23 protein-coding genes are annotated in these 26,397 nt (G+C 49.1%); 16 read left to right on the forward strand and 7 right to left on the reverse strand.

The window, feature by feature from the left end; translation table 11 throughout:
* The first annotated feature begins 60 nt into the window (after positions 1-60).
* From I3X05_RS04865 to I3X05_RS04895, 7 genes are all read left to right on the forward strand, one after another.
* Positions 61-1,455: a COG3014 family protein gene (locus I3X05_RS04865; protein WP_193187106.1), complete on the forward strand. Its 1,395-nt coding sequence runs from the start codon at positions 61-63 to the stop codon at positions 1,453-1,455.
* On the forward strand, positions 1,455-1,844 hold the full coding sequence (locus I3X05_RS04870; RefSeq protein WP_193187103.1) for a YcfL family protein: 390 nt from the start codon (positions 1,455-1,457) through the stop codon (positions 1,842-1,844). The genes I3X05_RS04865 and I3X05_RS04870 overlap by 1 nt, the downstream gene beginning before the upstream one ends.
* A 24-nt stretch (positions 1,845-1,868) precedes the next feature.
* Positions 1,869-2,459, forward strand: a complete 591-nt coding sequence (gene lpoB, locus I3X05_RS04875; RefSeq protein ID WP_045569004.1) for a penicillin-binding protein activator LpoB — start codon at positions 1,869-1,871, stop codon at positions 2,457-2,459.
* Between the two features lie 18 nt (positions 2,460-2,477).
* Positions 2,478-3,371 (forward strand): thiamine kinase, encoded by an 894-nt coding sequence (gene thiK, locus I3X05_RS04880; protein ID WP_045569003.1) that lies wholly within the window; start codon positions 2,478-2,480, stop codon positions 3,369-3,371.
* A 58-nt stretch (positions 3,372-3,429) separates the two neighbouring features.
* A complete protein-coding gene (ycfP, locus tag I3X05_RS04885; protein ID WP_045569002.1) occupies positions 3,430-3,972 on the forward strand; it encodes an alpha/beta hydrolase YcfP in 543 nt (180 codons plus the stop codon).
* 493 nt (positions 3,973-4,465) lie between these two features.
* Complete coding sequence (locus tag I3X05_RS04890) at positions 4,466-5,755, forward strand: NAD(P)/FAD-dependent oxidoreductase (RefSeq protein ID WP_045569001.1); 1,290 nt, start codon at positions 4,466-4,468, stop codon at positions 5,753-5,755.
* A 240-nt stretch (positions 5,756-5,995) separates the two neighbouring features.
* Complete coding sequence (locus tag I3X05_RS04895; protein WP_193187099.1) at positions 5,996-6,979, forward strand: rhodanese-related sulfurtransferase; 984 nt, start codon at positions 5,996-5,998, stop codon at positions 6,977-6,979.
* Between the two features lie 108 nt (positions 6,980-7,087).
* Here the strand turns inward: I3X05_RS04895 and I3X05_RS04900 are convergent, their stop codons facing one another.
* From I3X05_RS04900 to I3X05_RS04915, 4 genes are all read right to left on the reverse strand, one after another.
* The gene (locus tag I3X05_RS04900) at positions 7,088-7,636 is read right to left on the reverse strand and encodes a GNAT family N-acetyltransferase (RefSeq protein ID WP_045568999.1); all 549 of its coding nucleotides are present in this window, start codon (positions 7,634-7,636) and stop codon (positions 7,088-7,090) included.
* Between the two features lie 120 nt (positions 7,637-7,756).
* Positions 7,757-8,527, reverse strand: coding sequence for a peptidoglycan binding protein CsiV (locus tag I3X05_RS04905; protein WP_045568998.1), 771 nt, complete (start codon positions 8,525-8,527; stop codon positions 7,757-7,759).
* Between the two features lie 7 nt (positions 8,528-8,534).
* Positions 8,535-11,999: a transcription-repair coupling factor gene (mfd, locus tag I3X05_RS04910; protein ID WP_337970982.1), complete on the reverse strand. Its 3,465-nt coding sequence runs from the start codon at positions 11,997-11,999 to the stop codon at positions 8,535-8,537.
* A 6-nt stretch (positions 12,000-12,005) separates the two neighbouring features.
* Complete coding sequence (locus tag I3X05_RS04915) at positions 12,006-12,575, reverse strand: PilZ domain-containing protein (RefSeq protein ID WP_337970983.1); 570 nt, start codon at positions 12,573-12,575, stop codon at positions 12,006-12,008.
* 237 nt (positions 12,576-12,812) lie between these two features.
* On the opposite strand from I3X05_RS04915, the gene lolC reads away from it, so the two are divergent.
* Genes lolC through lolE form a run of 3 tightly spaced genes read left to right on the forward strand, consistent with a single transcriptional unit; the run spans position 12,813 to position 15,950 of the window.
* Positions 12,813-14,018: a lipoprotein-releasing ABC transporter permease subunit LolC gene (gene lolC / locus I3X05_RS04920; RefSeq protein WP_082069532.1), complete on the forward strand. Its 1,206-nt coding sequence runs from the start codon at positions 12,813-12,815 to the stop codon at positions 14,016-14,018.
* Positions 14,011-14,706: a lipoprotein-releasing ABC transporter ATP-binding protein LolD gene (gene lolD / locus I3X05_RS04925; protein WP_045568994.1), complete on the forward strand. Its 696-nt coding sequence runs from the start codon at positions 14,011-14,013 to the stop codon at positions 14,704-14,706. Before lolC ends, lolD begins: the two co-directional genes overlap by 8 nt.
* A complete protein-coding gene (gene lolE, locus I3X05_RS04930) occupies positions 14,706-15,950 on the forward strand; it encodes a lipoprotein-releasing ABC transporter permease subunit LolE (protein WP_045568993.1) in 1,245 nt (414 codons plus the stop codon). Before lolD ends, lolE begins: the two co-directional genes overlap by 1 nt.
* A gap of 141 nt (positions 15,951-16,091) precedes the next feature.
* Here the strand turns inward: lolE and I3X05_RS04935 are convergent, their stop codons facing one another.
* The gene (locus I3X05_RS04935; protein ID WP_039445689.1) at positions 16,092-16,601 is read right to left on the reverse strand and encodes a DUF2062 domain-containing protein; all 510 of its coding nucleotides are present in this window, start codon (positions 16,599-16,601) and stop codon (positions 16,092-16,094) included.
* 389 nt (positions 16,602-16,990) lie between these two features.
* Here I3X05_RS04935 and I3X05_RS04940 point away from each other — a divergent pair, with 389 nt between their 5' ends.
* From I3X05_RS04940 to I3X05_RS04965, 6 genes are all read left to right on the forward strand, one after another.
* Positions 16,991-18,865: a DNA internalization-related competence protein ComEC/Rec2 gene (locus I3X05_RS04940; RefSeq protein ID WP_226972338.1), complete on the forward strand. Its 1,875-nt coding sequence runs from the start codon at positions 16,991-16,993 to the stop codon at positions 18,863-18,865.
* A 31-nt stretch (positions 18,866-18,896) separates the two neighbouring features.
* Positions 18,897-20,648: a lipid A ABC transporter ATP-binding protein/permease MsbA gene (msbA, locus tag I3X05_RS04945; protein WP_045568991.1), complete on the forward strand. Its 1,752-nt coding sequence runs from the start codon at positions 18,897-18,899 to the stop codon at positions 20,646-20,648.
* Positions 20,648-21,655, forward strand: a complete 1,008-nt coding sequence (gene lpxK, locus I3X05_RS04950) for a tetraacyldisaccharide 4'-kinase (protein WP_193157693.1) — start codon at positions 20,648-20,650, stop codon at positions 21,653-21,655. The genes msbA and lpxK overlap by 1 nt, the downstream gene beginning before the upstream one ends.
* The gene (locus I3X05_RS04955; protein ID WP_039425205.1) at positions 21,636-21,815 is read left to right on the forward strand and encodes a Trm112 family protein; all 180 of its coding nucleotides are present in this window, start codon (positions 21,636-21,638) and stop codon (positions 21,813-21,815) included. The genes lpxK and I3X05_RS04955 overlap by 20 nt, the downstream gene beginning before the upstream one ends.
* Positions 21,815-22,573, forward strand: coding sequence for a 3-deoxy-manno-octulosonate cytidylyltransferase (kdsB, locus tag I3X05_RS04960; RefSeq protein ID WP_193157692.1), 759 nt, complete (start codon positions 21,815-21,817; stop codon positions 22,571-22,573). Before I3X05_RS04955 ends, kdsB begins: the two co-directional genes overlap by 1 nt.
* Before the next feature lie 112 nt (positions 22,574-22,685).
* Positions 22,686-23,474, forward strand: coding sequence for a GGDEF domain-containing protein (locus tag I3X05_RS04965; protein ID WP_193157691.1), 789 nt, complete (start codon positions 22,686-22,688; stop codon positions 23,472-23,474).
* A gap of 88 nt (positions 23,475-23,562) precedes the next feature.
* Here I3X05_RS04965 and I3X05_RS04970 read toward each other — a convergent pair whose 3' ends face one another.
* Both I3X05_RS04970 and I3X05_RS04975 read right to left on the reverse strand, forming a co-directional pair.
* Positions 23,563-25,077, reverse strand: a complete 1,515-nt coding sequence (locus tag I3X05_RS04970) for a SpoVR family protein (protein WP_039425211.1) — start codon at positions 25,075-25,077, stop codon at positions 23,563-23,565.
* An 11-nt stretch (positions 25,078-25,088) separates the two neighbouring features.
* Positions 25,089-26,360, reverse strand: coding sequence for a YeaH/YhbH family protein (locus tag I3X05_RS04975; RefSeq protein ID WP_045568986.1), 1,272 nt, complete (start codon positions 26,358-26,360; stop codon positions 25,089-25,091).
* Positions 26,361-26,397 lie beyond the last annotated feature (37 nt).

A 26,397-nucleotide genomic window follows, 5' to 3' on the forward strand; every position in this document is an offset into this window, starting at 1 on the left:
TAAGGGGCCAGCGAGCGCTCGCTGGCCAAACGTCTTTTATATCTCTATTGGAGCCGAGTTTTGACGCGAAAGATAAAGTTTGCCGCATTGCTCAGTGGTGTACTCGCTTTAGCAGGGTGCGCCAATATGTCCGCCGGCAATCTATTTAGTCATTACAGTGAGCAGAATAAGTCCGTCTATCAGGCGGTGCAAAGTGGTCACTACTCACAAGCGCAGCAGATGCGATCAGATCTGGTGGCTGGTGAGATGCTCGACAATATGGAGCGTGGCCGTTTGGCATTTTTAGCCAGTGATTATTCGGCAAGCAAAAGCGCCTTTGAAAAAAGTGATGTGGCCGTGCGGCAATGGCAGGATCAGGCAAAAGTTTCTCTGTCACAAACCGCCACCAGCGTAGGCTCATTGGCCGTGAATGACAATCTGAATAATTACACCCCAGCAGATTATGAACTGGGTTTTTTGCATCTTTATCTTGGCTTGAACTATCTGCAGCAAAATAGTTTAGAAGGGGCCTTGGTCGAAATGCGCAGAGCCAACCAAGTGCAGGAAGCGGCTCGAAAAGCGCGTGAAGACGAGCTTAATGCAGCGCAGCGAGACATGCAGAAAAACGGCATGGCCACCAATTTAGGCAGCGTATTGGCAAACTATCCTGACGCGGGACAAACGTTGCAAGCAGTGCAAAATGGCTATCTGTTTTTCCTCTCAGGGCTGCTTTATGAAGCGTCACGCGATCTCAATGGGGCGTATGTGGACTACCGCCGCGCATTGGCAGTGATGCCAGACAATCGCGAAGTGATTGAGCGAACCATAGCCGTCGCCAAAAAGTTGGCGATGCGCGAAGACCTTCGCCAACTAGAGAAGCGCTACGGTGAGCACGATTTAACACTAGGTAGCGAAGAAGGGCGTATTATCGTCATAGAGGAACAAGGCGTGGTTGAAGCGTTGCAAGGATGGCGCATTGATCTGCCCGTTTACGATTCTCGTGGCGTGGGTGCGCTGTACTCATTGGCGCTACCCTACTATGCCAAACAAAGTCGTGCGTCATTCTCACCGCTGAGATTAAATCAGCAGGCGTTGACGACGCACTCCTTGGCGGATGTGAACCAAATGGCGAGATACGATCTCGGTGAGCGTTTACCGTCGATGGTGATTCGTCAGGCGTTGCGTGTGGTTGCCAAAGATCAACTGCGCAAAGAAGCGGCCAAAGGAGACGATGTGGGTAATCTGCTCTTCAATGTCTGGAATGCGTTAACAGAGCAGCCTGATACTCGCAGTTGGCAGACACTACCTGCGACAATCAACACGGCCAGTGCGGTGGTGAAGGCTGGAAAACAGGTGATGACGTCTACCAATCAAGATTATGTGTTTAACGTGCCAGCAGGGCAAACCACTTTGGTCTGGCTCTCTCGTCAAGGGGACAACCAGACTATCTGGCACAAACAATTAGGGAGATTGTAATGAAAGTTTGGCTCATTCAGGCACTGGTATTATTGGCTTTGGCTGGCTGTGCAGAAAATACCGCAGGCATGCGTGTTGATGGGGAAACACAGCATGTGTTCTTTCATGACAACGTATTGGGTAATCGTCTGTTGATCGACGATATCTCGACGGTACCCGCTGACGATCGAGTTCGTGGTGTGGTGCGTTTGACCAGTAATTACAAAGGCGACCAGTCGATCTTGTACCGTTTTTCTTGGTATGACGCGAATGGTTTGGAAGTGAACAGCAAACCCGGACCTTGGCGTCAAGCGATCGTCAGGGGATTTGAGTCGATTACCCTATCGGAAGTGACGGTTAATCCGAATGGTACTCAATACCGAGTGCAGATTCGTGCAAATAATGATTAAAACTCAAGAGTGTGAGGACTAAAAATGAACAAAGGTGTGGTTGCCCTGTTGGGGCTGGCAGTAGTTTTAGGTGGTTGTTCTAACAAGGTTTCTTATGGAGACGCACAGGCGACTGAAACGACAACGATTGATTTTGGCTCGACCGATCTGCAAACCATCGCGGGGCAGATGATCGATAGTATGATGATGTCAGGCTCAGTGGCCGCGATCACTCGTGATCAGCGTCCGATAGTCTTTGTTGAACGAATCAAAAACAAAACCAGCGAACATATTGATACAGAATCCATCACCGACACCATTTCGACCAAGATGTTGAACTCTGGGAAATTCCGCTTTGTGGATATGGACCGTGTTGAAGCGGTGCGAGAGCAGTTGAACTTCCAAAACAATGACGACTTGGTGAACCAATCAACCGCAATTCAGTTCGGTAAGATGGTGGGTGCGCAATACATGCTGTATGGCAATTTGTCGAGCATCGTCAAAAATGACGGCAGCGACAAAGATGTCTACTACAAAATGACCATGCGCTTGATGGATCTGGAAACGGGCCTGATCGAATGGGCGGATGAAACTGAAATCCGCAAACAGCAGTCTAAACGTTTACTTGGACTGTAAGCGCATGTGAGGCGAAATATGGCGTGGTTTTCTTGGCAGCAAGCCAAACAACTTGATCCCAGTTTGAAGGCGGTAGCGGAGTTTTTTGTACCCGCTCCCGCACAAGTTCAAACGGTGACGGGAGGGTTAACCAATCGTTGTTGGAAAATCCTTGATGCCAATGGAAAAGCGTATGTTTGGAGGCCTGCCAGCAAAGTCTGTCAGGCTTTTTCTATTTCTCGTTACAGCGAATATCAGATTCTGGCGGCAATAGCACCATTAAAAATCGGACCCAAGCCGATTTTGGTCAACGAGCAGGGCTTGTTGGTCGAATGGCTGGAAGGCGTGACCATGCGCGGCGCGGCCTCTATCGATACCTTACTGAAAACCTGCATTAAGATTCACGAATTTGATACGCATGGTTTACCGCTTGCGCCGTTTAGTTACACCGCGAGGGTGGATCACTACTGGATGCAGCTTGACGGTCACTACTTGGGGAGTGAATTTGAGAATTTGTATCAACAATGGCGTATGGCTCCTTCCATTGAGCCTTTGCCCGTCGCCCTTTGTCATTTTGACTTAGGGGACTATAACTTAGTTAAAGGTCCGGATGGGGTGAAAGCGATTGACTGGGAATATGCCGCTTTGGCTGATCCTAGGTTGGATGTCGCGTTGGTGATTCAAGTTGCCGGGGAAAACGTGTTTGAGTCGGTATGTCGTTACTGCCAGTTGAGAGAGATAGACGACATCGATTTGTGGCTTGATGGTGTGAAAGCGTGGCAGCCGCGTTTAACCATGATGGCGATGCTGTGGTACCTACTTGCCGACAAGCTTTGGGGTGGTGAAGAATATTTGCTCAGTGCCAAGCAAATGCTGCATACATTATGTCACGAGGATCACTGTTTACAGCCTCAACCCGGTTTACCACTTTAAACCCCTGCTAATCGTGGTAGATTTATGGCGATACCCAAGCTTAAAGTGAGAGGGAACTATGATTATCTATCTTCATGGCTATGATTCAACCAGCCCTGGAAATCACGAAAAAGTGTTGCAATTGCAGTTTATTGACCCCGATGTACGTTTTGTTAATTACAGTACCTTACATCCGAAGCATGATATGCAGCATTTATTAAAAGAAGTGCATAAAGCCATTGAACAGTCTGAGGATCCCGAGCCGATTATTTGTGGTGTCGGTCTGGGTGGCTACTGGTCCGAACGCATTGGCTTTTTGTGTGGCATCAAACAGGTGATTTTCAATCCGAATCTTCACCCGGAAAACAACATGCAAGGGCGTATTGATCGCCCTGAAGAGTACGAAGATATTGCAACAAAATGTGTCGAAAAGTTCCGCATGAAAAATCAAGGTCGTTGTTTAGTGATCCTGTCGCGCAACGACGAAGTGCATGACAACAATCTAACGGCAGAAGCGTTGCAAGACTACTACTCCATCATTTGGGACGAGAAAGAGAGTCACAAATTCAAAAAGATTTCTCAGCATCTGCAAGCGATGAAAGCATTTAAAGAAGCGCTATAGCGACCTCGTGTACCATCACAATGGATATTCTTGCAATAGAATATCAAACACCATCAGCCCCTTTTGGGGCTGAGCTTTTATAAGTGCAACTCATTTGATGATTGTTGAAAGATAATCGACCACTAAGCGGTCTCATCCTATTGTCTCTGCTCCTTTTTTAGCGTTACACGCCGAAGGATTATTCTGGTGTTAGCGCTCACAACAATGGATTTTTGTTGCGGTAAGGGGCTAGCGCTATATAATGTCACGCTATAAAATAATTTGATAAATATCAAAAAAAATTGAGAGCGAGAGTTTAACTTGCCCGATATGTGTGCTGTTTCAAATATTGTGCTGCACTTTGATTCTTAACGTAACAGAACGCCCTTTGATAACCCGTGACCCAGTGTCACACATAACAAGATTTATCCGTTGGATGCGCTTCGCTGAAATCATTAATCGGCTGAACGCGGTCGGGCGGACCCCATTTTTTATTTTGTAGAGGATTATCACTGTGACACGAATTATCGTTGTTGGCGGCGGTGCTGGCGGCCTTGAACTGGCCACTAAACTGGGCCGCACATTGGGTCGTAAAAAACGCGCCCAAATTACCCTAGTCGATCGTAAATCAAGCCATTTATGGAAACCCTTGTTGCACGAAGTGGCAACGGGATCGCTGGATGAAGGCGTGGATGCGCTCAGTTACCGTGCGCACGCGAAAAACCACAGCTTCGATTTTCAGCTAGGCAGCCTGTGTGGCATCGATCGTCAACGCAAAGTGATTACACTGAGTGAGCTGACCGATGAACATGGTGAGCTGCTACTGCCAGGTCGCGAACTGGAGTACGACATTCTTGTGCTGGCAATCGGTTCAACGTCTAACGATTTCAATACTCCTGGGGTAAAAGAGCACTGTATCTTCCTCGACAGCCCGGAGCAGGCACACCGTTTTCGCACGGAAATGAACAACCAGTTCCTCAAACTGCACGCGAAAAATGGTCAGGGAACTGTCGATATCGCGATTGTGGGTGCCGGCGCAACCGGTGTTGAACTCTCCGCAGAGCTGCATAATGCGCTTAAAGAGCTGCGCACTTACGGATTTGGTGACCTAGATTCGAGTAAGCTCAATGTCAACTTAGTGGAAGCGGGTGAGCGCATTTTGCCTGCGTTGCCGCCACGCATCTCTTCGGCTGCGCATCATGAACTGGTGAAGCTTGGCGTGAATGTTCGCACTGCGACTATGGTGACCAAAGCTGAAGCCGATGGCTTAACTACCAAAGATGGCGAGAAGATCTCAGCGCAAATCATGGTTTGGGCGGCCGGAATTAAAGCCCCTGATTTCATGAAAGAGATTGCGGGTTTGGAAACTAACCGTATCAATCAGCTGGTGGTGAAGAACACATTACAAACCACTCGCGATGACGACATTTTTGTTATCGGTGATTTGGCGCAATGCACGCAGCATGATGGCAAATTTGTACCGCCTCGCGCTCAAGCCGCGCACCAAATGGCGAGTCACGCGTTTAGCAACATCGTTGCCAAACTCAACGGACGTGAGTTGAAGGACTATGTGTACAAAGATCATGGTTCGCTGGTTTCATTGAGCCGTTTCTCGACGGTAGGTAGCCTGATGGGTAACCTCACCAAAGGCTCAATGATGGTGGAAGGGCGCATTGCGCGCGTGGTGTATATTTCGCTTTATCGCATGCACCAAATGGCGCTGCATGGTGTGTTCAAAACCGGTCTGATGATGCTAGTGGGGCGGATCAACCGCGTGCTTCGTCCAAACCTCAAGCTGCACTAATTCATCGCATGAACGTAAAGCCGGAGCATTTTCGCTCCGGTTTTTTTCGGCAGTACACTAAGGTACAGCAAAGCTCTCTGGTGCACTTAATCAGCTCAGACATATTGCTCGTCTAGAGATCTCTAGTCAGGTTTTCGTCCAGTAGAAGGTATATCCCCAAAAACGTTCCGTATTTGTCAGCGGCCTGCTTGGTTATAATGCGTGCCCAATTTCCCTGTGTCGTCATTAAAAGGTCATACCATGAGTCAATATGTTGTCTGTGCGCTCTACAAGTTTGTTGAGCTCAACCATTACCAAGAGCTAAGAGCGCCGCTGCTGGCACTGATGGAAGAGAACCACATTCGCGGCACATTACTGCTGGCGCAAGAAGGCATTAACGGCACAGTCGCTTCTTCGCGCCAAGGGATTGATGCGCTGTTGGCGTGGCTAGACAGCGAGCCAAGTTTAAAAGGTACGGTGTATAAAGAGTCTTTTGCCTCTGAGCAGCCGTTTAACCGCACTAAGGTCAAACTCAAGAAAGAGATTGTGACCATGGGCGTTGAAGGCATCGATCCGCGTCATGTGGTAGGCACTTACGTCAAACCGCAAGATTGGAACCAGCTCATCTCCGATCCGGAAGTATTGGTGGTGGATACGCGCAATGATTACGAAGTACAGCTCGGTACGTTTAAAAACGCGCTCAACCCGAAAACCGAGACGTTCCGCGAGTTTCCACACTATGTGAAGGAAAACCTTGATCCGCAAAAGCATAAGAAAGTTGCCATGTTCTGTACTGGCGGGATCCGCTGCGAAAAATCCACGGCCTATTTGAAAGAGCAAGGGTTTGACGAGGTGTATCACCTTGAAGGCGGCATCTTGAAATACCTTGAAGAAGTGCCGCAAGAGCAAAGCCTGTGGCAAGGCGATTGCTATGTGTTTGACGGACGAGTAGCGGTCGGACATGGCTTGTCTGAGAGTGACTATCAAGTCTGTAATGCTTGTCGTCTACCGATTACCGAGGACGACAAACAGAGCGAGCAGTATGAACAAGGGGTCAGTTGTCCGCGCTGTTTTGGGACGCACACAGAAGAGCAATTAGCGCGTTTTCGTGAGCGTGAGAAGCAAGTTCAATTGGCGAAACTGCGCGGTGAATGCCACATTGGTGAAGAGAGCGCACAGGTGATTGAAGCTCGTCGAGCGGAAAAACTGGCGCGCAAAGCCGCGCAGCGTAACCAGAAAGGCTAACCCTGTGGGCAATAAAAAGGCTGATTTAGCCAATAAACGCTAACCAACACAAAGGAGCGCCATGGTGCTCCTTTGTGTTATTTCACATTAAATGACGGCGATAAACGACTAGATCAGATCACTGGGAATTAACGAATAGACCACACCGTCTCTTGGTTCGCCGTGAAAAAGGAAACGATGGCGAGCGATCGATTCTCGTTTGGCATGACAGCGTTCAATCAGTTTTTGACTGGCAAGGTTTGCAGGATCGCAGACAATTTCAATACGGCTCACCTGCAACTTGGCAAAGCAGAACTCGACTAAAGCGGTGATCGCCTCTCTCGCGTTTCCTTGACGCTGATACTTATCCGCAATCCAATAACCAATGCTGACCATATTATAGGTGTGATAAAGCTCATTAATCGCCACCATTCCGAGTAATTGCCCATTCTCGCGATGAAAAATGCCAAAGCCGTACCCATCGGCTTTTACCCAGTTTAGGCGGGTGGTCAGCAAGAACTGCTGCGCCTCTGTGAGAGTGAAATCGGCATGGCACCAATCGACCCATTGATGTAGCGATGGCGAAGTGCGAATGAGCTTTGCCAAAGGTTCGGCTTCATTGGCGTTGATGAGGCGCAGGCAAAGGTGTGACGTAATGATTTGAAAATCTGGGCTCATGTTGACCTCTTTCAACGTTCGTTGATTTCGCTCCCCAGAACAGGCAAAAGTCTTGTTGTGGCGTTTGGGAGAATAAACAAAAGCCCTCGTTTGAGGGCTTTGAATAGACGTAAATCGGTTTTACTCCACGCGGCGAACTTGAATCACGATGCCCAGTAACGGATGGTCTAGGTAGTGGGTTTCACCACTGCGCATACGGCGTTTTTGATCCATGCGGTAGCTTTTGAGGAACTGTTCTACTTGTACCGTGGGAGAGACTTGCGCCAAGTTCCCTAGTTGTACATTGCCATCCACTTGGCCAAGCTGTTCGATGTTTTCATCCAGTGGGCTGGATTCCAGCTTCACTTCACGTACGCTAGGCGCTTTGAGATCTAAGGTGCTTTCAACGAACAGATAGTGCTGCACATAAACTTGCAAAGTACCGTCAAGTTCGTACAACGGGTTGTCGATACGCACTTCGGTAATGCCATCGGCAACGACCTGCTCTGGCTCGGCCTGCTTTTCACTGCCGTCAGGATTAAACTGCGCAGAGTAATCCTTACCACCTAAAATGCGAAAAATGGGCGCCGAGTTTCTGCCTTTGTCATCTTGTCGCCAAGCCGTGTGCAGCAACACGGTGAATCCTGCATGTCTGTCGAGCGTCTCTTTTTGCGAACGCAATTGGTACTGCTCATAAGGCAACATCTGTACGCCCTTAGCTTCACGATAAGCGGCGTCCTGAAACTCATGTGCTTGCGCTTTATTGATCTCCGGCAGTTGGTTTGGCCAGGATTCATTAGTCTGCTGGGCATCGAGGTTACGTTTGAAAATGATAACCTCGATATCAAATTGTCTCTGCGCCCATGAAGGGAGTGACACACAAAGAAGGAGCAGAGGGATCAAGAATCTCATCGGATAACTAGCTCACTGGTAATAAATTCTGATTAAACTCGTTCAGTAAATCGCGAATAAACTGAACACGTTGGCGTCGGTCGGTCAATGGTACGCTAAACTTGAACTTAGTTGGACCTTCCATTGCAAATTTTTTCGGCTGCGACTGCAATAGTCTGACCAAATACGCGGGGTTTATGTCAGCGTTGGGATAAAATTCGATAAACCCGCCTTTATCATGCGCTTCGATCTTTTTCACTTTGATGTTGGCGGCAAGAATCTTTAACTCGGCGATGGCCAACAGATTCTTCGCCGCGTCGGGCAGCAAACCAAAACGGTCGATCAATTCCACTTTGAGCTCGTTGAGTTCCTCTTCGCCTACCACGCTAGCAATGCGTTTATACATCGACAAACGACTGTTGACGTCGGGGATGTAATCATCCGGGAGCAGGGCGGGTATGCGGATCTCGACTTCGGTTTGCTCACGTAAAAGCTCATCCAGTGACGGTTCTTTGCCTTCTTTCAAGGCTTGAACCGCTTGCTCAAGCATCTCCATGTAAAGTGAGAAACCGACCGATTGGATCTGACCGCTCTGTTCTTCGCCGAGAAGCTCACCTGCGCCGCGGATTTCAAGATCGTGGGTAGCCAGTGTAAAACCCGCACCTAAATCTTCCAGTGAGGCAATCGCATCAAGACGTTTGATCGCATCTTTGGTCATGGATTTGGGATGCGGTGTGAGCAAGTAAGCGTAAGCTTGGTGGTGCGAGCGACCCACACGGCCACGTAGCTGATGCAGTTGGGCGAGGCCAAGATTGTCAGCGCGATCCATGATAATGGTGTTGGCGGTGGGGACGTCGATACCCGTTTCGATGATGGTGGTACACACCAGCAAATTAAAACGTTGATGGTAGAAATCGTTCATCACGCGCTCAAGTTCACGTTCACGCATCTGGCCGTGGGCGACGGTAATTCGCGCCTCTGGCACCAGCTTGGTCAAATCCGCTGCGACTTTCTCGATGGTTTCCACTTGATTGTGCAGGAAGTAAACCTGACCACCGCGCATGATTTCACGCAGGATCGCTTCTCGCACGATCGCATCATCGTGCTCGCGCACAAAGGTTTTGATCGACAGACGACGCGCTGGTGGAGTGGCGATGATGGACAAATCGCGCATGCCGCTCATTGCCATATTGAGTGTGCGCGGGATAGGCGTCGCAGTCAGGGTGAGAATGTCAACATCGGCACGCATCGCTTTGACTTTCTCTTTTTGCCGCACGCCGAAACGGTGCTCTTCATCGACAATCAGCAGGCCAAGATCGCTAAACTTGAGCTCGGACGAAAGCAGTTTGTGCGTGCCGACTAGAATGTCGACTTTGCCACTCGCGACATCCTCAAGGATCTGTTTCTGCTCTTTCGCTGATTTAAAGCGCGACAGCACTTCAACCCGAATCGGAAGATTGGCAAAGCGATCGCGGAAGTTCTCAAAATGCTGCTGGGCAAGCAAGGTCGTTGGAACGAGTACCGCGACTTGTTTGCTGTTGTCGGTGGCGACAAACGCGGCGCGCATGGCCACTTCGGTTTTACCAAAGCCCACATCACCGCACACCAGACGGTCCATCGCTTTGGCTTGGCACATGTCTGATAACACCGCGTTGATTGCCGTCGTTTGATCGTCCGTTTCCTCAAAAGGAAAACCGGATTTAAAACTGGCGTACTGGCCACGATCTAACGCAAATTTATAGCCCGGCTTGAGCTCGCGCTTGGCATAGACATCCAGCAACTCTGCCGCAACATCGCGCACTTTTTCCGCCGCTTTGCGCCGCGCTTTGGTCCAAGCTTCGCCGCCAAGTTTGTGCAGCGGAGCGCTCTCTTCCGCACCGCCAGAGTAACGGCTGATGAGGTTTAGCGACGCCACTGGAACGTACAATTTCGCCTCGTTTTGATACTCCAACATCATGTATTCGGCTTTGATGCCGCCCGCTTCGAGCGTCTCTAAACCGATATAGCGGCCGATACCGTGATCAATGTGCACCACAGGTTGGCCCGGTTTGAGCTCGGCAAGATGACGGATAACGGTATCGCTGTTGACGTTACGCTTATCTTTTTTGCGCCGTTGGATGACGCGATCGCCAAGCAGATCGCTTTCGCAGACAAAAGCAAAGCCGCGCTCGGGGTGAATAAAGCCGCGTTCAGTGGCGCCGATCACCAAAGTAAAGCGGTTTTCCTGTTGCAACGCTTCATCCAAGCTAGCCGACATCGTCGGACGAAGTTTTATCCCTTGCAACAGCTCGGTTAAGGCTTCGCGTCGTCCTTCGGACTCCACGGAAAAGACAATTTTTCCGTTAAAGCTTTCGCTAAATTGGCGCAGTTGTGCCAGCGGCTCTTTGCTGTTTTGTTGCACGGCCAGTTCAGGCAGTGCTTGCAGAGGCAGATTGCAACGGCCAGCTTTCTCTTCAATGGCTGCGACAGAGAGGCACGTTTGAGCGAATGGCTTGATGCGAGCGTAAAGCTCATCCTTCTTTAGCCACAGTTGCGCTGGCGGCAAGAGGGGGCGCAGCGGGTCGACTTTTTTCTGTTCGTAGCGGTAATCGACATCACTGAGAAACTGATCCATCGCCAGATCGATGTCGCCGACCGTGATGAAGTGGGAATCGCTAGCGACGTAGTCAAACAAGGTTTCGGTTTGTTCAAAAAACAGCGGTTGCCAATATTCTATGCCAGCCGGCCAAGTCCCTTTGCTCACTTGCATGTAAACCGATTCTGGTTCACGGCGCGCATCAAACTGGCTACGCCAGCGAATACGGAAATCTTCAATCGCCGCTTCAGTGGTGGGGAACTCGTGAGCGGGTAACAGGCGAATTTCCTGTACGGCGTCGGTAGAGCGCTGATTCTCTGGATCGAAGGTGCGAATAGTGTCGATTTCGTCATCAAAGAAATCTATCCGATAGGGGTCATGACTGCCCATTGGATAGAGGTCCAAAATGGAACCTCGGCTAGCGTACTCTCCCGGGCCAAATACTTGATCGACGTGGCGATAGCCGGAATTGTCTAATTGCAGGCGAAGTTTTTCCAGTGAATAGCGATCACCCACTTTGACCATCAAGGTATGTTGCAGCAGGAAATCGCGCGGTGACTGACGCTGAAGTAAGGTGCTGACGGGAACAATGGTGATGCCGTTGGTTTGCCCCGGCAGTTGGAATAAGGTCGCGATGCGTTCAGAAATAATATCTTGGTGTGGCGAGAAATTGTCGTACGGCAGCGTCTCCCAATCGGGGAACACTGTCACCGACTCACGGTAAAACTGTTCGACTTCTGCTTGCAGTTTCAACGCGCTTTGTGGGTCGGGTACCACTAAAACCGTGTGGCTAGTGGCTGCTTTTGCCAGTTCAGCGATGGAGAGTGCGAGCGATGCGCCCGGTAAGCAGCCAATATGTTTTTTGTCGCCTGCACCGTTTGCGCCGCAGACCGATAAGATAGGTTGGACAGTTTTCATTGTGGGTTATTTTGAATCTCTTTCCAGGGTTCGCTGACGAAGTATTTTTTGCTGCTGATGGAGTGCCGCTTTGATCAAAAGGTCTTGATCAGAATCACGCAGCAACTGGTACTTAATGGTGATTTCGAACTGCTGTTCGTGCGCCTCACAGGCGGTCACTTGCGCGTAACAATAAATCGCCGCCGCTGGGCTCTCGAGAAACAGTTTCACCCGCGCGAGTTGCCCGATTGGTACTGTTTGCGCGCAGAGATAACTTACTTGGCTAGCGCCAAAGCGAGTAGTTTTAAAGCGCAGTTTAGGGTCATCTTGCTGGGAGAGCATGAAACTGAGCAGCAAATTGAGTTTGGAATTTTGCGCATCGAGCAAACCGATCACGCTTTTGAAATCGCTATTTTTCAGCTCATGGCGTGCATGGTCCGCCATTTGATCGAGTTGGCTAAATTCGCTGGCGACGATAAACGGGGTCGGGATTTCTGCCAAAAATGTCTCTTCCGAAGGCAAAGTTGATGACGTAGGCAGCAGCTCGACGTTAACCGCGAGGGTCGAATGGACGGTAAAAAACTCTTGATCTGTCATGCTGTTGTTCCTTATTCGTCATCTTGAATTGGCAAGATGAATCTTCAAGTGATTGATTATCGCTAACTTCGCTTAGTTATCAAGCTCTGTTCTGCATCAATTGGCCCACATCCCAGCTTCACTCATCACTAAATTGGCAAAATTACGGTGAATTCTTCGTGGCTTACTCAATTTTAGCTATATTCGTGCCATCTTTCTGGTTAGAGTAACCAGTTGGATTGATTATCGGTTTTTACAATGTTTTATCCAGTATCGCTATTTGTCGGGCTGAGGTATCTGCGCGGGCGTTCCGGTGACAGATTCAGTCGCTTCGTCTCTTATATGTCGACTGCGGGCATCACCATCGGCGTGATGGCGCTGGTCACGGTACTCTCGGTGATGAACGGTTTTGAAGCGCAGCTTAAAGAGCGCATCCTAGGGGTGTTGCCGCAAGCGGTTGTCTCTTATCAAGACGAAACGCCTTGGCAAGCCAATGCGCCCGAATTTGTCCGTCAGCTTTCACCCTCGCGCACCCCAGTACCGATTGTGCGCGGCGAAGCCGTGATTCAAAGCGCAGCGCAGCTTTCGGTGGGTTATTTGATTGGCATTGATTCAAGCTTTGACGATCCTATCGCCGAACATTTAATCGCAGGCTCCGTCGCGAACTTGCATGCTGGTGAATATCAGGTGTTCCTTGGCCATACGCTGGCAAGAAATCTCAACGTATCAATGGGCGATAAAGTGCGCCTTATGGTGACCAGCGCCAGCCAGTTCACCCCATTGGGGCGCATTCCAAGCCAGCGCAATTTTACCGTTGCAGGCATGTTTAACACCGGTTCGGATATTGATGGCCAGTTGATGGTGACGCACATCAACGATGCCGCCAAACTGCTTCGATTGAGTAAGCAAACCATTTCTGGATGGCGGCTATTTTTTGACGATCCGTTTGAAGTGACGCAAGTGGCTAAGCAAAACCTGCCTGAGGGCTGGCAGTGGAGCGACTGGCGTGAGCAGCGCGGGGAGCTGTTTCAAGCGGTGAAAATGGAAAAGAACATGATGGGCCTGATGCTTGGGCTGATTGTTGGCGTCGCGGCGTTTAACATTATTTCGGCGCTGATCATGGTGGTGATGGAAAAGCAAGCTGAAGTGGCGATTTTGAAGACTCAAGGTATGAGCCAGCGCCACATCATGACGATTTTCATGGTGCAGGGGGCGAGCAGTGGCGTGATTGGCGCGCTGGTGGGCGGTGGCGCGGGTGTCTTACTGTCGTTTAATCTCAATAGCTTACTAAATGCCGCCGGCGTGGCGCTGTTCACCTTCGGTGGCAGCCTGCCTGTCGTGATCCAGCCATGGCAAATCTTCTGGGTGATTTTATTGGCGATACTACTTAGTCTAGTGGCTACTCTCTATCCATCCTACCGCGCATCGTCTGTTAAACCTGCTGAGGCTCTTCGCTATGAATAAGTTGTTAAAGTGTCATCACGTGAGCAAAACCTATCAGGAAGGTGAACTCACTACCGAAGTACTTAAAGGCGTAAGCTTTGAGATGGATAAAAGTGAGTTAGTGGCGATTGTTGGTACCTCTGGGTCAGGTAAAAGTACCTTGCTGCACATCCTCGGCGCTTTGGATGACGCCAGCGAGGGCGAGGTAGAATTTCTTAATTACCGCTTGTGTACCCTCAGCAGTAATAAGCAAGCGAAGCTGCGTAACCAGCATCTCGGTTTTATCTATCAATTCCATCATCTATTGGCGGATTTCTCGGCACTGGAAAATGTGGCGATGCCTTTGTTAATTGCCGGCGTGCCATTGGCTCAAGCTAAGCAAGAAGCGCAGCAACTCTTGGAAAAAGTCGGCCTGAAACATCGCATGGTTCACCGCCCATCAGAACTGTCTGGCGGTGAGCGCCAACGTGTGGCGATTGCGCGCGCTCTAGTCAATAAGCCGGAACTGGTTTTGGCCGACGAGCCGACAGGCAATCTTGACCATAAGACGGCACTGCAAATTTACGATCTGATGCGTGAGTTAAATCGTGAGTCGGGCACCGCGTTTTTGGTGGTGACGCACGACAATGAGTTGGCGGCGAAAATGGATCGGCAGATGACGATGCAAGATGGACTGCTGACTAACTCAACCGAAAGTGAGATGAAGTGATGTTTTCTTCTTTGGCACTGATGATCGGCCGCCGTTTTAGTAAAGCCAAGCAGCGCAATAAAATGGTGTCGTTTATCTCTCTCTCATCCACAATTGGCATTGCCGTTGGTGTAGCGGTGATCATCATCGGTCTATCGGCAATGAATGGCTTTGAGCGTGAGTTGCAGTCACGCGTGTTGTCGGTTATTCCTCACGCAGAGCTCGAAGGCGTGCGTGGCCCGATTGCCGACTGGCGCAAAGTGATCTCACAGGTCACAGCGCACCCCAACGTTTTGGCCGCCGCGCCGTATGTGAAATTCACGGGTTTGGTCGAGCGCGGCGATCAGCTCAAAGCGATCGAAGTGCGTGCGGTAGAGCCAGACTATGAACAAGCGGTGTCCAGCATGGCGCAGTTTATCGATGCCGCCGCGTGGCAGGCATTTACGCCGGGCAAAAATCAAGTGATTTTGGGGCGCGGTGTCGCGAACGAGATCGACGCCAAGGTCGGTGACTATGTCACTCTTTTAATTCCGCAAGTGGGCAATACCAGCAAAGTACAGGCACCAAAGCGGGTTCGCGTACAGGTGGTCGGTTTTCTTACGCTCAATGGTCAAATTGATCACAATGTTGCCTTAGTACCCCTGGCCGACGGTCAGCAATACACGGCGTTAGGTGATGGAGTGACGGGCATCGCACTGCGTACTAATGACGTGCTGAATGCGCAAAGTATCGTGCGTGATGTCGGGCAGAAGATCGACATTTATGTCTATTTACGCAGTTGGAAGCAGAAATTTGGCTTTCTATACCGCGATATTCAACTGGTGCGCACCATTATGTATCTAGTGATGGTACTGGTGATTGGCGTCGCCTGTTTTAATATCGTCTCCACCTTAATGATGTCGGTCAAAGACCGCGCTGCAGAAATTGCCATTTTGCGCACCATGGGCGCCTCAGATCGCTTAGTGAGGCGTATCTTTGTTTGGCAAGGCGTTTTCTCAGGTGTGCTTGGCAGCGTGATAGGCAGTGTTCTCGGGGTGTTGGTGGCGTTAAACCTCACCACCTTAATCAAAGGGCTGGAAAGTTTGCTCGGCCATCAATTTTTATCGGGTGACATCTATTTTGTCGATTTTCTACCGACACAATTGCGCTATGAAGATGTGCTGATTGTTTCAGTTACCGCGATAGTATTGAGTATTCTTGCCACTTGGTATCCCGCACTCAGAGCCGCCAAACTCCAACCTGCTGCGGTGTTGAGTAGCAAATAATATTCTGATCCAGGATGCTAAAACGACAAAAGGACCGCTTGGTCCTTTTGTTTTTAGTGCTTTCATTACATCCGTTTTCATTCACTCAGTGCGATAAATCGAAACTTACGCCACTGCTTGCCAACACTTCAGCATCTTACGTTATCTTGCTTGACGCTTCTGCCAACTTCTCACGACAGAGTAACGCCACAAACCGCGAATACCAAAGTAGCCGACAATCGACGAAACCACGCCGCAGATGGTGCACCCGAGTAAGAATGGAGGGCCAATGGTGCTCATTTGTTCAAGGATGAAGTCCCAAGAAAGCTCGAAATGAAAAGGTTGTGGCGGAACATTCATCACGAAAGCGCCGAGTTTGTAAGCGAAGTAAAACAGCACAGGCATGGTGATCGGATTACTTACCCAAACCAGTGCCACTGAAAGCGGCAAATTGACACCAAGCAAAACCGCTAAACCCGCTGACATAATCATTTGGCTTGGCAAAGGAACAAAAGCCATAAACAGGCCAACAGCAAAAGCACCTGCCGCAGAACGGCGATTTAGGCACCACAAATTGGGGTTGTATAAAACGTTACCAAACACTTTCAATGCTTTTTGACGTTTTATCAGCTCATGGTCTGGCATGAAGCGTTTGATCAGCTTTCTTGGCATAGGACAACATGACTCTCTTAGGTAACAATTGGTTCTTGGCTTCGTTCTCAGCGACCCTTATCTCGGCGAATTATTGGCCGATCATGCCTTCCTGGCGGTGGTTATTGCTAATCGTGATTGCCATCTTATTAATTATGAGACTGAAAAGGTGGCGGAGCTCACTCGGTATTGGCTTGGCGCTTGTGGTTGCGATTTGTTCGGGAAATCTAATCCAGCGGAAAGCGGACACCCTGTTTCAGGCAGGGGGGAATATTATCATAAATGGGCAAGTTGACAGCCCCTTTAAACAAATAAGTCACGGCTATGAAGGTATTATTTATATTACGCACATTAATGGTCAACCTCTGCGATTTTTTGATCGGCCAAGAATTCGCCTGATTGCGCCAATTTTGCTCACTCAGAATGATGTCTTTGCAGGCTGGGTAAACATCAAACCCATTTATGGACTGTTGAACCAAGCTGGATTTGATAGTGAAACGTTCGCTCTCAGCCAACAAGTCTTAGCCAGAGCGACACTCGATCCACAGCATTCGTGGCGGGTTACTTCGGCCTACTCGGTAAGGCTGGCGCTGATTGAAAAAGTCTCCCTGCAATTGGCGGAGGCATCGCACTCAGCTTTGCTGATGGCACTCAGTTTTGGCGTGCGTGACCAGATCGAAGCTGAACAGTGGCAGCAGCTCAAACAGAGCGGATTGATTCATCTTCTTTCGATCTCTGGTCTACATATTGGTATGGCGTTTGGATGTGGCTATTGGCTCGGACATTGGATGCGGGCAGGGCAAAGACCGCTTCTTTTCGTGCCGACCATGCTCGGTTTGGTGTTTGCTTGGGCTTATGCTTGGTTGGCCGGCTTTACCCTACCGACTCAGCGAGCGCTGATTTTTTGTCTCTTGATGGCATCGTTTTCGCTGATGAACTGGCAGATAAGTCGTTGGAGTACCTTACTTTGGGTGCTGGCATGCTGTCTGGTGTTATCGCCTTTTTCCCCGCTATCTTCCAGTTTCTGGCTATCTTTTCTCGCCGTCGGTGCCGTTTTTCTCACCATCAACCGAGGCCATTTTCATGCATCATGGCGAAAAAGAGTAACAAACCTGCTACTCACGCAAGCCTTGTTACTACTCTTTCTCGCGCCAGTGACTGGGCACTTCTTTTCCGGTTTTAGCTTTGCAGCGCTGATATACAACTTAGTGTTTATCCCGTGGTTTACGCTGGCGGTGGTTCCTTTGGTGTTGGCTGGTTTGTTGTTTTCGGCCTTGTCTTTGTCAAGCGTCGCCACGCTCATTTGGCAACTGGCAGATTGGTCTTTACAACCGCTCAGCATGCTATTGCCTTATGCACGTCACGGCTGGTGGCCACTCACCGACGGGCAGATCGCCGTGATTACCCTTTTGGCTCTGCTGATCCTGTACGGACGCCTGTTTACGCCCAGTTTTGCGTTGACTGTATTTGGGATAAGCATTGCGATGACGATAGGTTATCGCCAGCAGGGTGAGGTCCGTATTGATCTATTGGATGTCGGCCATGGTTTGGCGGTATTGATTGAGAAAAATGATCACTTGCTGCTTTATGATACTGGCAAAGGTTGGTTTGACGGCAGTATTGCTCAGCAGGTCATTGAACCGGTGATGCTTAAACGGGGGCATCGCGGCTTGGACGGTTTAATTCTTAGCCACCTAGACAATGACCACGCTGGAGGGAAAGCGTATGTCGAGGCCATGCTATCTCCGAAATGGCGCATGAGCAGTTCGCAGCAAGAGCACTATTTACCCTGTCTTCGCGGTGAGCAGCATGAATGGCAAGGGATGAAGCTTGAAGTACTGTGGCCACCGAAACTGGTTAAACGGGCCTATAACCCTCACTCGTGCGTAATTCGGCTCAGCGATTGGGAAAATCAGTTTTCAATCTTACTCACGGGGGACATTGATGCCGTTGCCGAGTGGATCTTGGCTCGAGAGCCTGAAAAGGTGCGAAGCGATATTATGTTGGTTCCGCATCATGGCAGTTTAACCTCGTCCTCACCCGATTTTGTCGCTGCCGTAACGCCGCAGTTGGCGTTGGCTTCTCTTGCTAAAGGCAACCAGTGGGGCATGCCGAGAAAAGAGGTGTTACGCACTTATCAGCAACACGAGGTACGCTGGTTAGATACCGGAGAAGAAGGGCAGATTACCGTTTTGGTTCACCAAGGTCGTTGGTCAGTAAAAACGCTGCGTAGCAATAGTTTGCAGCCTTGGTATAGGCAGATGCTACGGAACCAAGTAGAATGACCGCTTGATTAAAGAAAAGAATCTCTTATCTATGTCTATTACAGCAGATGAATCAACTTGGCGCACTTTTAAGCGTCTGTGGACTTTTATCCGTCTTTATAAATCTGGATTAGCCGTTGCCGTCGTTGCACTGGTGATTAATGCCGTTTCTGATACCTACATGGTTTCTTTGCTCAAACCGCTTCTTGATGAAGGGTTTGGCAGTGCCGAATCAGACTTCCTTCGTACCTTGCCATTGATTATTTTCGCCATGATGTTCATTCGTGGTGTCAGCAGTTTTATCTCTGCGTATTGCTTGAGTTGGGTCTCTGGGAACGTGGTGATGCAAATCCGTCGCATGGTATTTAACCACTATATGCAAATGCCGGTCTCGTTTTTCGACCGTGAGAAATCGGGTAGTCTGCTGTCACGCATTACTTACGATTCAGAGCAAGTCTCTGCTGCAACCAGTCAGGCCTTGGTGAGCATCGTGCGCGAGGGAGCCAGCATTATTGGCTTGTTAGTACTGATGTTCTACAACAGCTGGCAGCTTTCTCTGGTGTTGATTTTAGTTGCCCCTGTTGTGGCATGGGGGATCGGCGTGGTGTCTAAGCGCTTTCGTAAGATCTCCAAAAATATGCAAACCATTATGGGCGTTGTTACCAGCGCAGCGGAACAGATGCTCAAAGGGCATAAAGTGGTGCTGAGTTATGGTGGTCAGGATGTAGAAAAGCAGCGCTTTGATAAAGTCAGCAACCAAATGCGTCAGCAGAGCATGAAGCTCGTCACGGCGCAAGCGGCCGCTAACCCGATCATTCAGATGATTGCATCGGTTGCCATTGTTGTGGTGCTTTATTTGGCGAGCGTTGACTCAATAAAAGAGCAACTGACGCCCGGGACTTTCACCGTGGTTTTCTCTGCGATGTTTGGTCTCATGCGCCCGTTAAAAGCGCTGACAAGTGTCACTTCGCAGTTCCAACGTGGTATGGCCGCGGCGCAGACGCTGTTTGCGTTGGTGGATATTGAACCGGAGAAAAACCACGGGACTCATACGGTAGAGCGTGCCGAAGGGGTAGTAGCGGTAAAAGATATCTCGTTTACTTATCAAGGCACGGAAAAACCGGCGCTGCAGCACGTCTCTTTTGATATACCGAAAGGCAAAACGGTGGCGTTGGTGGGCCGTTCTGGTTCAGGCAAAAGTACCATAGCGAATCTGTTCACCCGTTTTTACGATGTCGACGAAGGCGCAATCGAGCTGGATGGCGTTGATATTCGTGACTACGAACTGAAAAATTTACGTACTCACTTTGCTCTAGTATCACAAAATGTTCACCTGTTTAACGATACCTTGGCGAACAATATTGCCTATGCCGCGGAAGATAAGTATACCCGCGCGGATATTGAACGTGCGGCTGAATTGGCTCATGCGATGGAGTTTATCTCCAAAATGGAGCATGGGCTAGATACAGTTATCGGTGAAAATGGCGCCAGCTTGTCTGGGGGGCAGCGTCAACGGGTTGCGATCGCTCGGGCATTGCTGCGAGATGCGCCAGTACTGATCCTCGATGAAGCGACTTCTGCTTTGGATACCGAATCGGAAAGGGCAATTCAATCCGCATTAGATGAGTTACAAAAAGACAAAACCGTCTTGGTCATTGCGCACCGTCTGTCAACCATTGAACAAGCAGACCAAATCTTAGTGGTCGATGACGGAACCATTATCGAACGAGGCTCGCACGCTGAGCTGATCGCCAAAGATGGCGCTTATGCCCAGTTGCATAAGATTCAGTTTGGTGACTCCTAGTGGTCGAAAAAATTTGGTTTGAGAACCATCCGATCAAATATCTATTGTGGCCGCTGTTGTGGCCACTCTCTTTGCTGTTTGGTGTTATCAGCCGTTGTAAGAAACAGGCCTATCTGCACGGCAAAAGGGCTGCCTATAGAGCACCCGTGCCAGTCGTCGTCGTGGGCAATATTACGGCTGGCGGCAATGGTAAGACTCCAGTGGTGGTTTGGCTGGTGGAAGCGTTGCAGCAACAGGGTTTCAAACCCGGTGTTGTTTCACGCGGCTATGGCGCCAAAGCGCCAAGCTATCCCTTGCTCGTCGATGAAACGACTTTAACTGCACATTGTGGTGACGAACCCAAGCTGATTTTCCAACGCACTGGTGCTCCTGTGGCGGTTGACCCCAATCGCCCTCAGGCAGTAAAAGCGCTTCTAAGCCAAGAGGTGGATGTCATTATCACCGATGATGGCTTGCAACATTATGCCTTACAGCGTGACGTTGAAATCGTCGTGGTTGATGGGCTCCGACGCTTTGGCTCAAAGCAGTTGATTCCACTTGGCCCACTACGCGAACCCGTTTCACGCCTACTTAGTGTCGATTTTGTCATCACCAATGGTGGCAAGCCCCATCCAGGTGAAATTGGCATGACGTTGGTGCCGGGAAAAGCCATTAACTTGCTTACAGGAGAGCAGGTAGAAGTGCAATCGCTCGCCGCTCTGGTCGCTTTTGCTGGCATTGGTCATCCGCCGCGTTTTTTTGTCACGTTAGAGCAGTTAGGCGCTAAATTGGTGGCTATCCAAGAGTTTGCTGATCACCAAGATTTTGAGCATAAAGCGTTGGATAAACTGGTTATTCAGGGTGAAAACGTCATAATGACAGAAAAAGATGCGGTCAAGTGCCGCCAATTTGCCCAGAAGAATTGGTGGTATTTACCGGTATCGGCGCAGTTTGATTTGCACAAAGAACAACAGATTTTACAAAGAATAACAGAGGTTATAAGAAAGTATGGATCACCGTCTGCTTGAGATTGTTGCGTGCCCAGTATGCAAAGGAAAATTAACATTCGATAAAGATAATCAGGAGTTGATCTGTAAGCTCGATCGTCTCGCCTACCCAATTAAAGAGGGCATTCCTGTATTACTTGAGCCAGAGGCTCGCAGTATGGCCATGGACGAGGGGCGCTAATGTCATTCACGGTTGTTATTCCTGCTCGTTACCAGTCTAGTCGTCTGCCGGGCAAGCCACTGGCGGATATTGCCGGTAAACCAATGGTTCAGTGGGTTTACGAACAAGCGATCCAAGCAGGTGCGCAAGATGTGATTATTGCGACCGACGATGAGCGTGTTGCTGATGCCGTTGCTGCTTTCGGTGGTAAAGTTTGCATGACGTCACCGAATCATGAATCGGGTACAGAGCGTCTTGCGGAAGTGGTGAAAAGCATGGGGATTGCCGATGATCACATTATTGTGAATGTGCAGGGTGACGAGCCGCTGATTCCACCAGCGATCATTCGTCAAGTGGCGGATAATTTAGCCGCGAGCACTGCGCCTATGGCGACTCTTGGCGTGGCGATAACCAACGAAGAGGAAGTGTTCAATCCCAATGCGGTGAAGGTCGTAACAGACAAAGAAGGCTATGCGCTTTATTTTAGTCGCGCAACCATTCCTTGGGATCGCGATGCGTATGCGCGCGGTGAAAAACTGTCGCCTCAAGCATTGATGCGTCACATTGGCATCTACGCTTACCGCGCAGGTTTTATCAATACCTACGTTAACTGGCAACCAAGTTCATTGGAAAAGATCGAGTGCCTTGAGCAACTTCGCGTGCTCTGGTACGGCGAAAAAATTCATGTTGCACTGGCAAAAGAAGCGCCACCTGCGGGCGTGGATACCCCCGCGGATCTTGAACTTGTAAGGCATATTGTTAGCCAAGCAAACAAGTAAAATCAAAAAAGCCTAATGTGCATTACGTTAGGCTTTTTGTTATGGTCGTCGCTCTTTTGGCTATGCTAAGTGGAAAGGAAACAGGAAGTGTCGCAACAAGTAGAGCATTTGCATGCACCCACTTAGAATCAAACGCCCATCTCGTCATGCTTTGGTCATCGCACTTAGCATGTTTGCTTTACTCAATGTGACGAGCTTTGTGTCAGCTCTCGGCGTCGAAGATCAAATTGACGTATTCACCGAATCGGCTTATTTCTGCATCTTACTTTACATCCGTATCGCACTTTCACCATCGATTTGTGATTACAAACTGATCGTTTGGGGCGTCAATCTGGTTCTCGCTGTCGCGATGTACGATACCTTGACTGAAGTCCGAATTCTGGCTGACTGGAGTCACGATTATGCGTTGCTAGACAACGTAATCGAGCAAGGTGGTATGTTCATCGCGGTTTCCTTGATCGCACTGGGAATTGCCAGGGCCATGCGTGCCAAAGATTATGAGATAGTACGAGATGAACTGACTGGGCTTTACAATCGACGCTATTTGGATAGTTTTAGCGATGAAGATCTCTCCTTGATTTATATCGATCTTAATGGCTTAAAAGAGATTAACGATACTCAAGGCCATGCTAAAGGTGATGAACTGATCGTCCGTTTTGCCAATAAATTGTCGCATGTGGTTGAAGAAGATGAATTTGCTTTTCGGGTGGGAGGCGACGAATTTATTCTTTTGCTCGACCCGCAAAGAGTTGACCAAGTGATGAATCATCTCCAGGCACTGGCTTTCGCGGCAAAAATCGCCTTCTCTTTTGGTATTTCGTACGTAAATGAAGGCAACATTAGTCAGCGAGTTCGTTTAGCCGATGAGCGCATGTATCAAATGAAACGTAACCTTGATTGACAGACACGAGTGACGCTGGGGGAAAATAACACCCGCCCCAACATAGCGGGTGTTAAGTAGATTACTGATCGCACCGTGCCCCTTGTGCCTATTCTTTGGCGGGACACGTGGCCAGAACTTCGCGATGCCCGGACTCTTTTACTTCTTCCAAAATGACTTCAAATCCCCAAATTCGGTATAAGTGTTTTAGCACTTCTTCATAGCTTTTATCCAGCGGGATCCGATTGTGCGGCACATATTGCAGTGTCAGCGAACGGTCACCACGCACATCGACATTGAAGACCTGAATGTTGGGCTCTAGGTTCGACAGATTATACTGTGCGGCCAAGGCTTCTCTGATTTTTCGATATCCGCTATCGTCATGAATCGCATTCACCTCAATAAAGTTTTTACGGTCGTCATCTTGAATAGCAAACAGTTTAAAATCGCGGATGATTTTAGGCGACAAGTATTGGCTGATAAAACTCTCGTCTTTAAAGTTATGCATTGCAAAATGAACGGCGTCTAGCCAGTTGCTGCCAGCGAGTTCCGGGAACCACTCACGGTCTTCATCGGTGGGTTCTTCACAGATACGTTTGATGTCTCTGAACATGGCAAACCCGAGTGCATACGGATTGATTCCACTGAAATATGGGCTGTTATAGGGGGGTTGAGCGACCACACTGGTATGACTGTGCAAAAATTCCAGAATGAATTTATCGGACACTAGCCCCTCGTCGTAAAGATGATTCAAAATCGTGTAGTGCCAGAAAGTTGCCCAGCCTTCGTTCATCACTTGAGTCTGTTTTTGCGGATAAAAGTATTGGCTGATTTTTCTCACGATACGCACGATTTCACGCTGCCACGGCTCAAGCAATGGCGCATGCTTTTCAATAAAGTAGAGGATGTTTTCCTGCGGCTCACTGGGGAATCGAATCTGATTGCGCTCTTCTTTGGCTTTTGCTTTCGGCACAGTGCGCCACAGTTCATTGACCTGTGATTGCAAGTACGCTTCACGTTCTTCTTGGCGGGCTTTCTCTTCGTTGATCGAAATCTTCTCTGGCCGTTTGTAACGATCAACGCCAAAATTCATCAGGGCATGGCAGGAATCGAGCAGTTTTTCCACTTCGGTTTCACCATACTTGATTTCGCACTCAGCAATGTAATTTTTGGCAAAGAGTAAGTAGTCGATGATAGAACTGGCGTCGGTCCAGGTTTGAAATAGATAATTGCCCTTAAAGAAGGAGTTATGCCCATAACAAGCGTGCGCCATGACCAAGGCCTGCATGGTGACGGTGTTCTCTTCCATCAAGTAGGCGATGCAAGGGTTGGAGTTGATCACAATCTCATAGGCTAAGCCCATTTGTCCGTGTTTGTAATTTTGCTCAGTTTGAATAAACTTTTTACCAAACGACCAGTGGTTGTAGTTTATCGGCATACCGATGCTTGAATAAGCATCCATCATTTGCTCTGAGGTGATCACCTCGATCTGGTTAGGGTAAGTGTCCAGACGATAGTGCTCTGCAACCCGCTTTATCTCTTGATGGTATTTATCCAGCAGTTCGAAAGTCCAGTCAGGGCCATCTGGTAAGGTTTTACGCTTTTGCTTAGTTTTGGTTGTCATGCGCAGTCCTCCTATGCAGTCTCTTTCTGGAACAGCTCTCTAAATACCGGGAAGATATCTTCTACTGAGCGGATATTCTTCATCGCAAAGTTGTTGAAGCTTTCTTCTAATTTTTCATATTCGTGCCAAAGAGTTTGGTGAGAACGACGTGTAATCTCAATATAAGCGTAGTACTGGCAGTTAGGCAGTAACTTGTTGGTTAACAGTTCACGACAGCGTGGAGAGTCGTCCGCCCAGTTATCGCCGTCTGAAGCTTGTGCCGCGTAAACGTTCCATTCCCCAACGGGATAGCGTTGCTTAACAATGTCATCCATCAACTTGAGAGCACTGGAAACAATGGTCCCTCCAGTCTCCTGAGAGTAGAAAAACTCATGCTCATCCACCTCTTTGGCCTGTGTGTGGTGACGAATAAAGACCACTTCAACATTCTCATAAGTGCGAGTTAAGAACAGATAAAGCAGTACATAAAAGCGCTTTGCGATGTCCTTAGTCGCTTGATCCATTGAGCCTGAAACGTCCATCAGACAGAACATGACGGCCTGGCTCGATGGCACGGGTTTTTTCTCATAATTCTTAAAACGCAGATCAAAGGTGTCAATAAAAGGGACCGCATCGATGCGCTTTCGCAACTCTTCAATTTCTTGTTTAATGCGCATCTCTTCCAGTTTTTGCGCCGGTTCCCTATTTTGGATGCGTTCTAGTTCCTCTTCCAATTCTTGCATTAGGCGCTTTTTGCCAGCGGTCATCGCGGTGCGACGAGCTAAAGACTGTTGCAGAGAACGAACAACAGAGATGTTGGATGGAATGCCAGCAGTTTGAAAACCTGCTCGGTGCTTTTTCCATTCGGTGATTTTATTGACTTGGTTTTTCTTCAGGTTGGGCAGCGCCAGATCTTCAAACAGAATGTCGAGATACTCGTCTTTTGAGATCTGAAAGACGAAATCATCTTGCCCCTCACCGTCCGCGCTTGCGTCGCCTTCACCAGAACCGCCACCGCCTTGCCCACCTTTGGGGCGTTCGATCTTATCGCCAGTGATAAACTGGTCGTTTCCGGGGTGTACACGCTCGCGTAATCCGCCTTTCCCCTGATGAAAAATAGGTTCCTTGATATCTTTGTGCGGAATGGCAACATCTTCACCGGTCTCGGTATTGGTGATCGAGCGGCGATTTACTGCATCCGCAACAGACTCTTTGATTTGCTCTTTGTAGCGTCTCAAGAAGCGCTGTCTGTTGACAGCGCTCTTATTCTTGCCATTGAGCCTCCGGTCGATAAATTGCGCCATGAAATTCCCCTCTTCATGTTCCACAAGACCTAACTCA

The sequence above is a fragment of the Vibrio navarrensis genome (genome assembly GCF_015767675.1).
Lineage (GTDB): Bacteria > Pseudomonadota > Gammaproteobacteria > Enterobacterales > Vibrionaceae > Vibrio.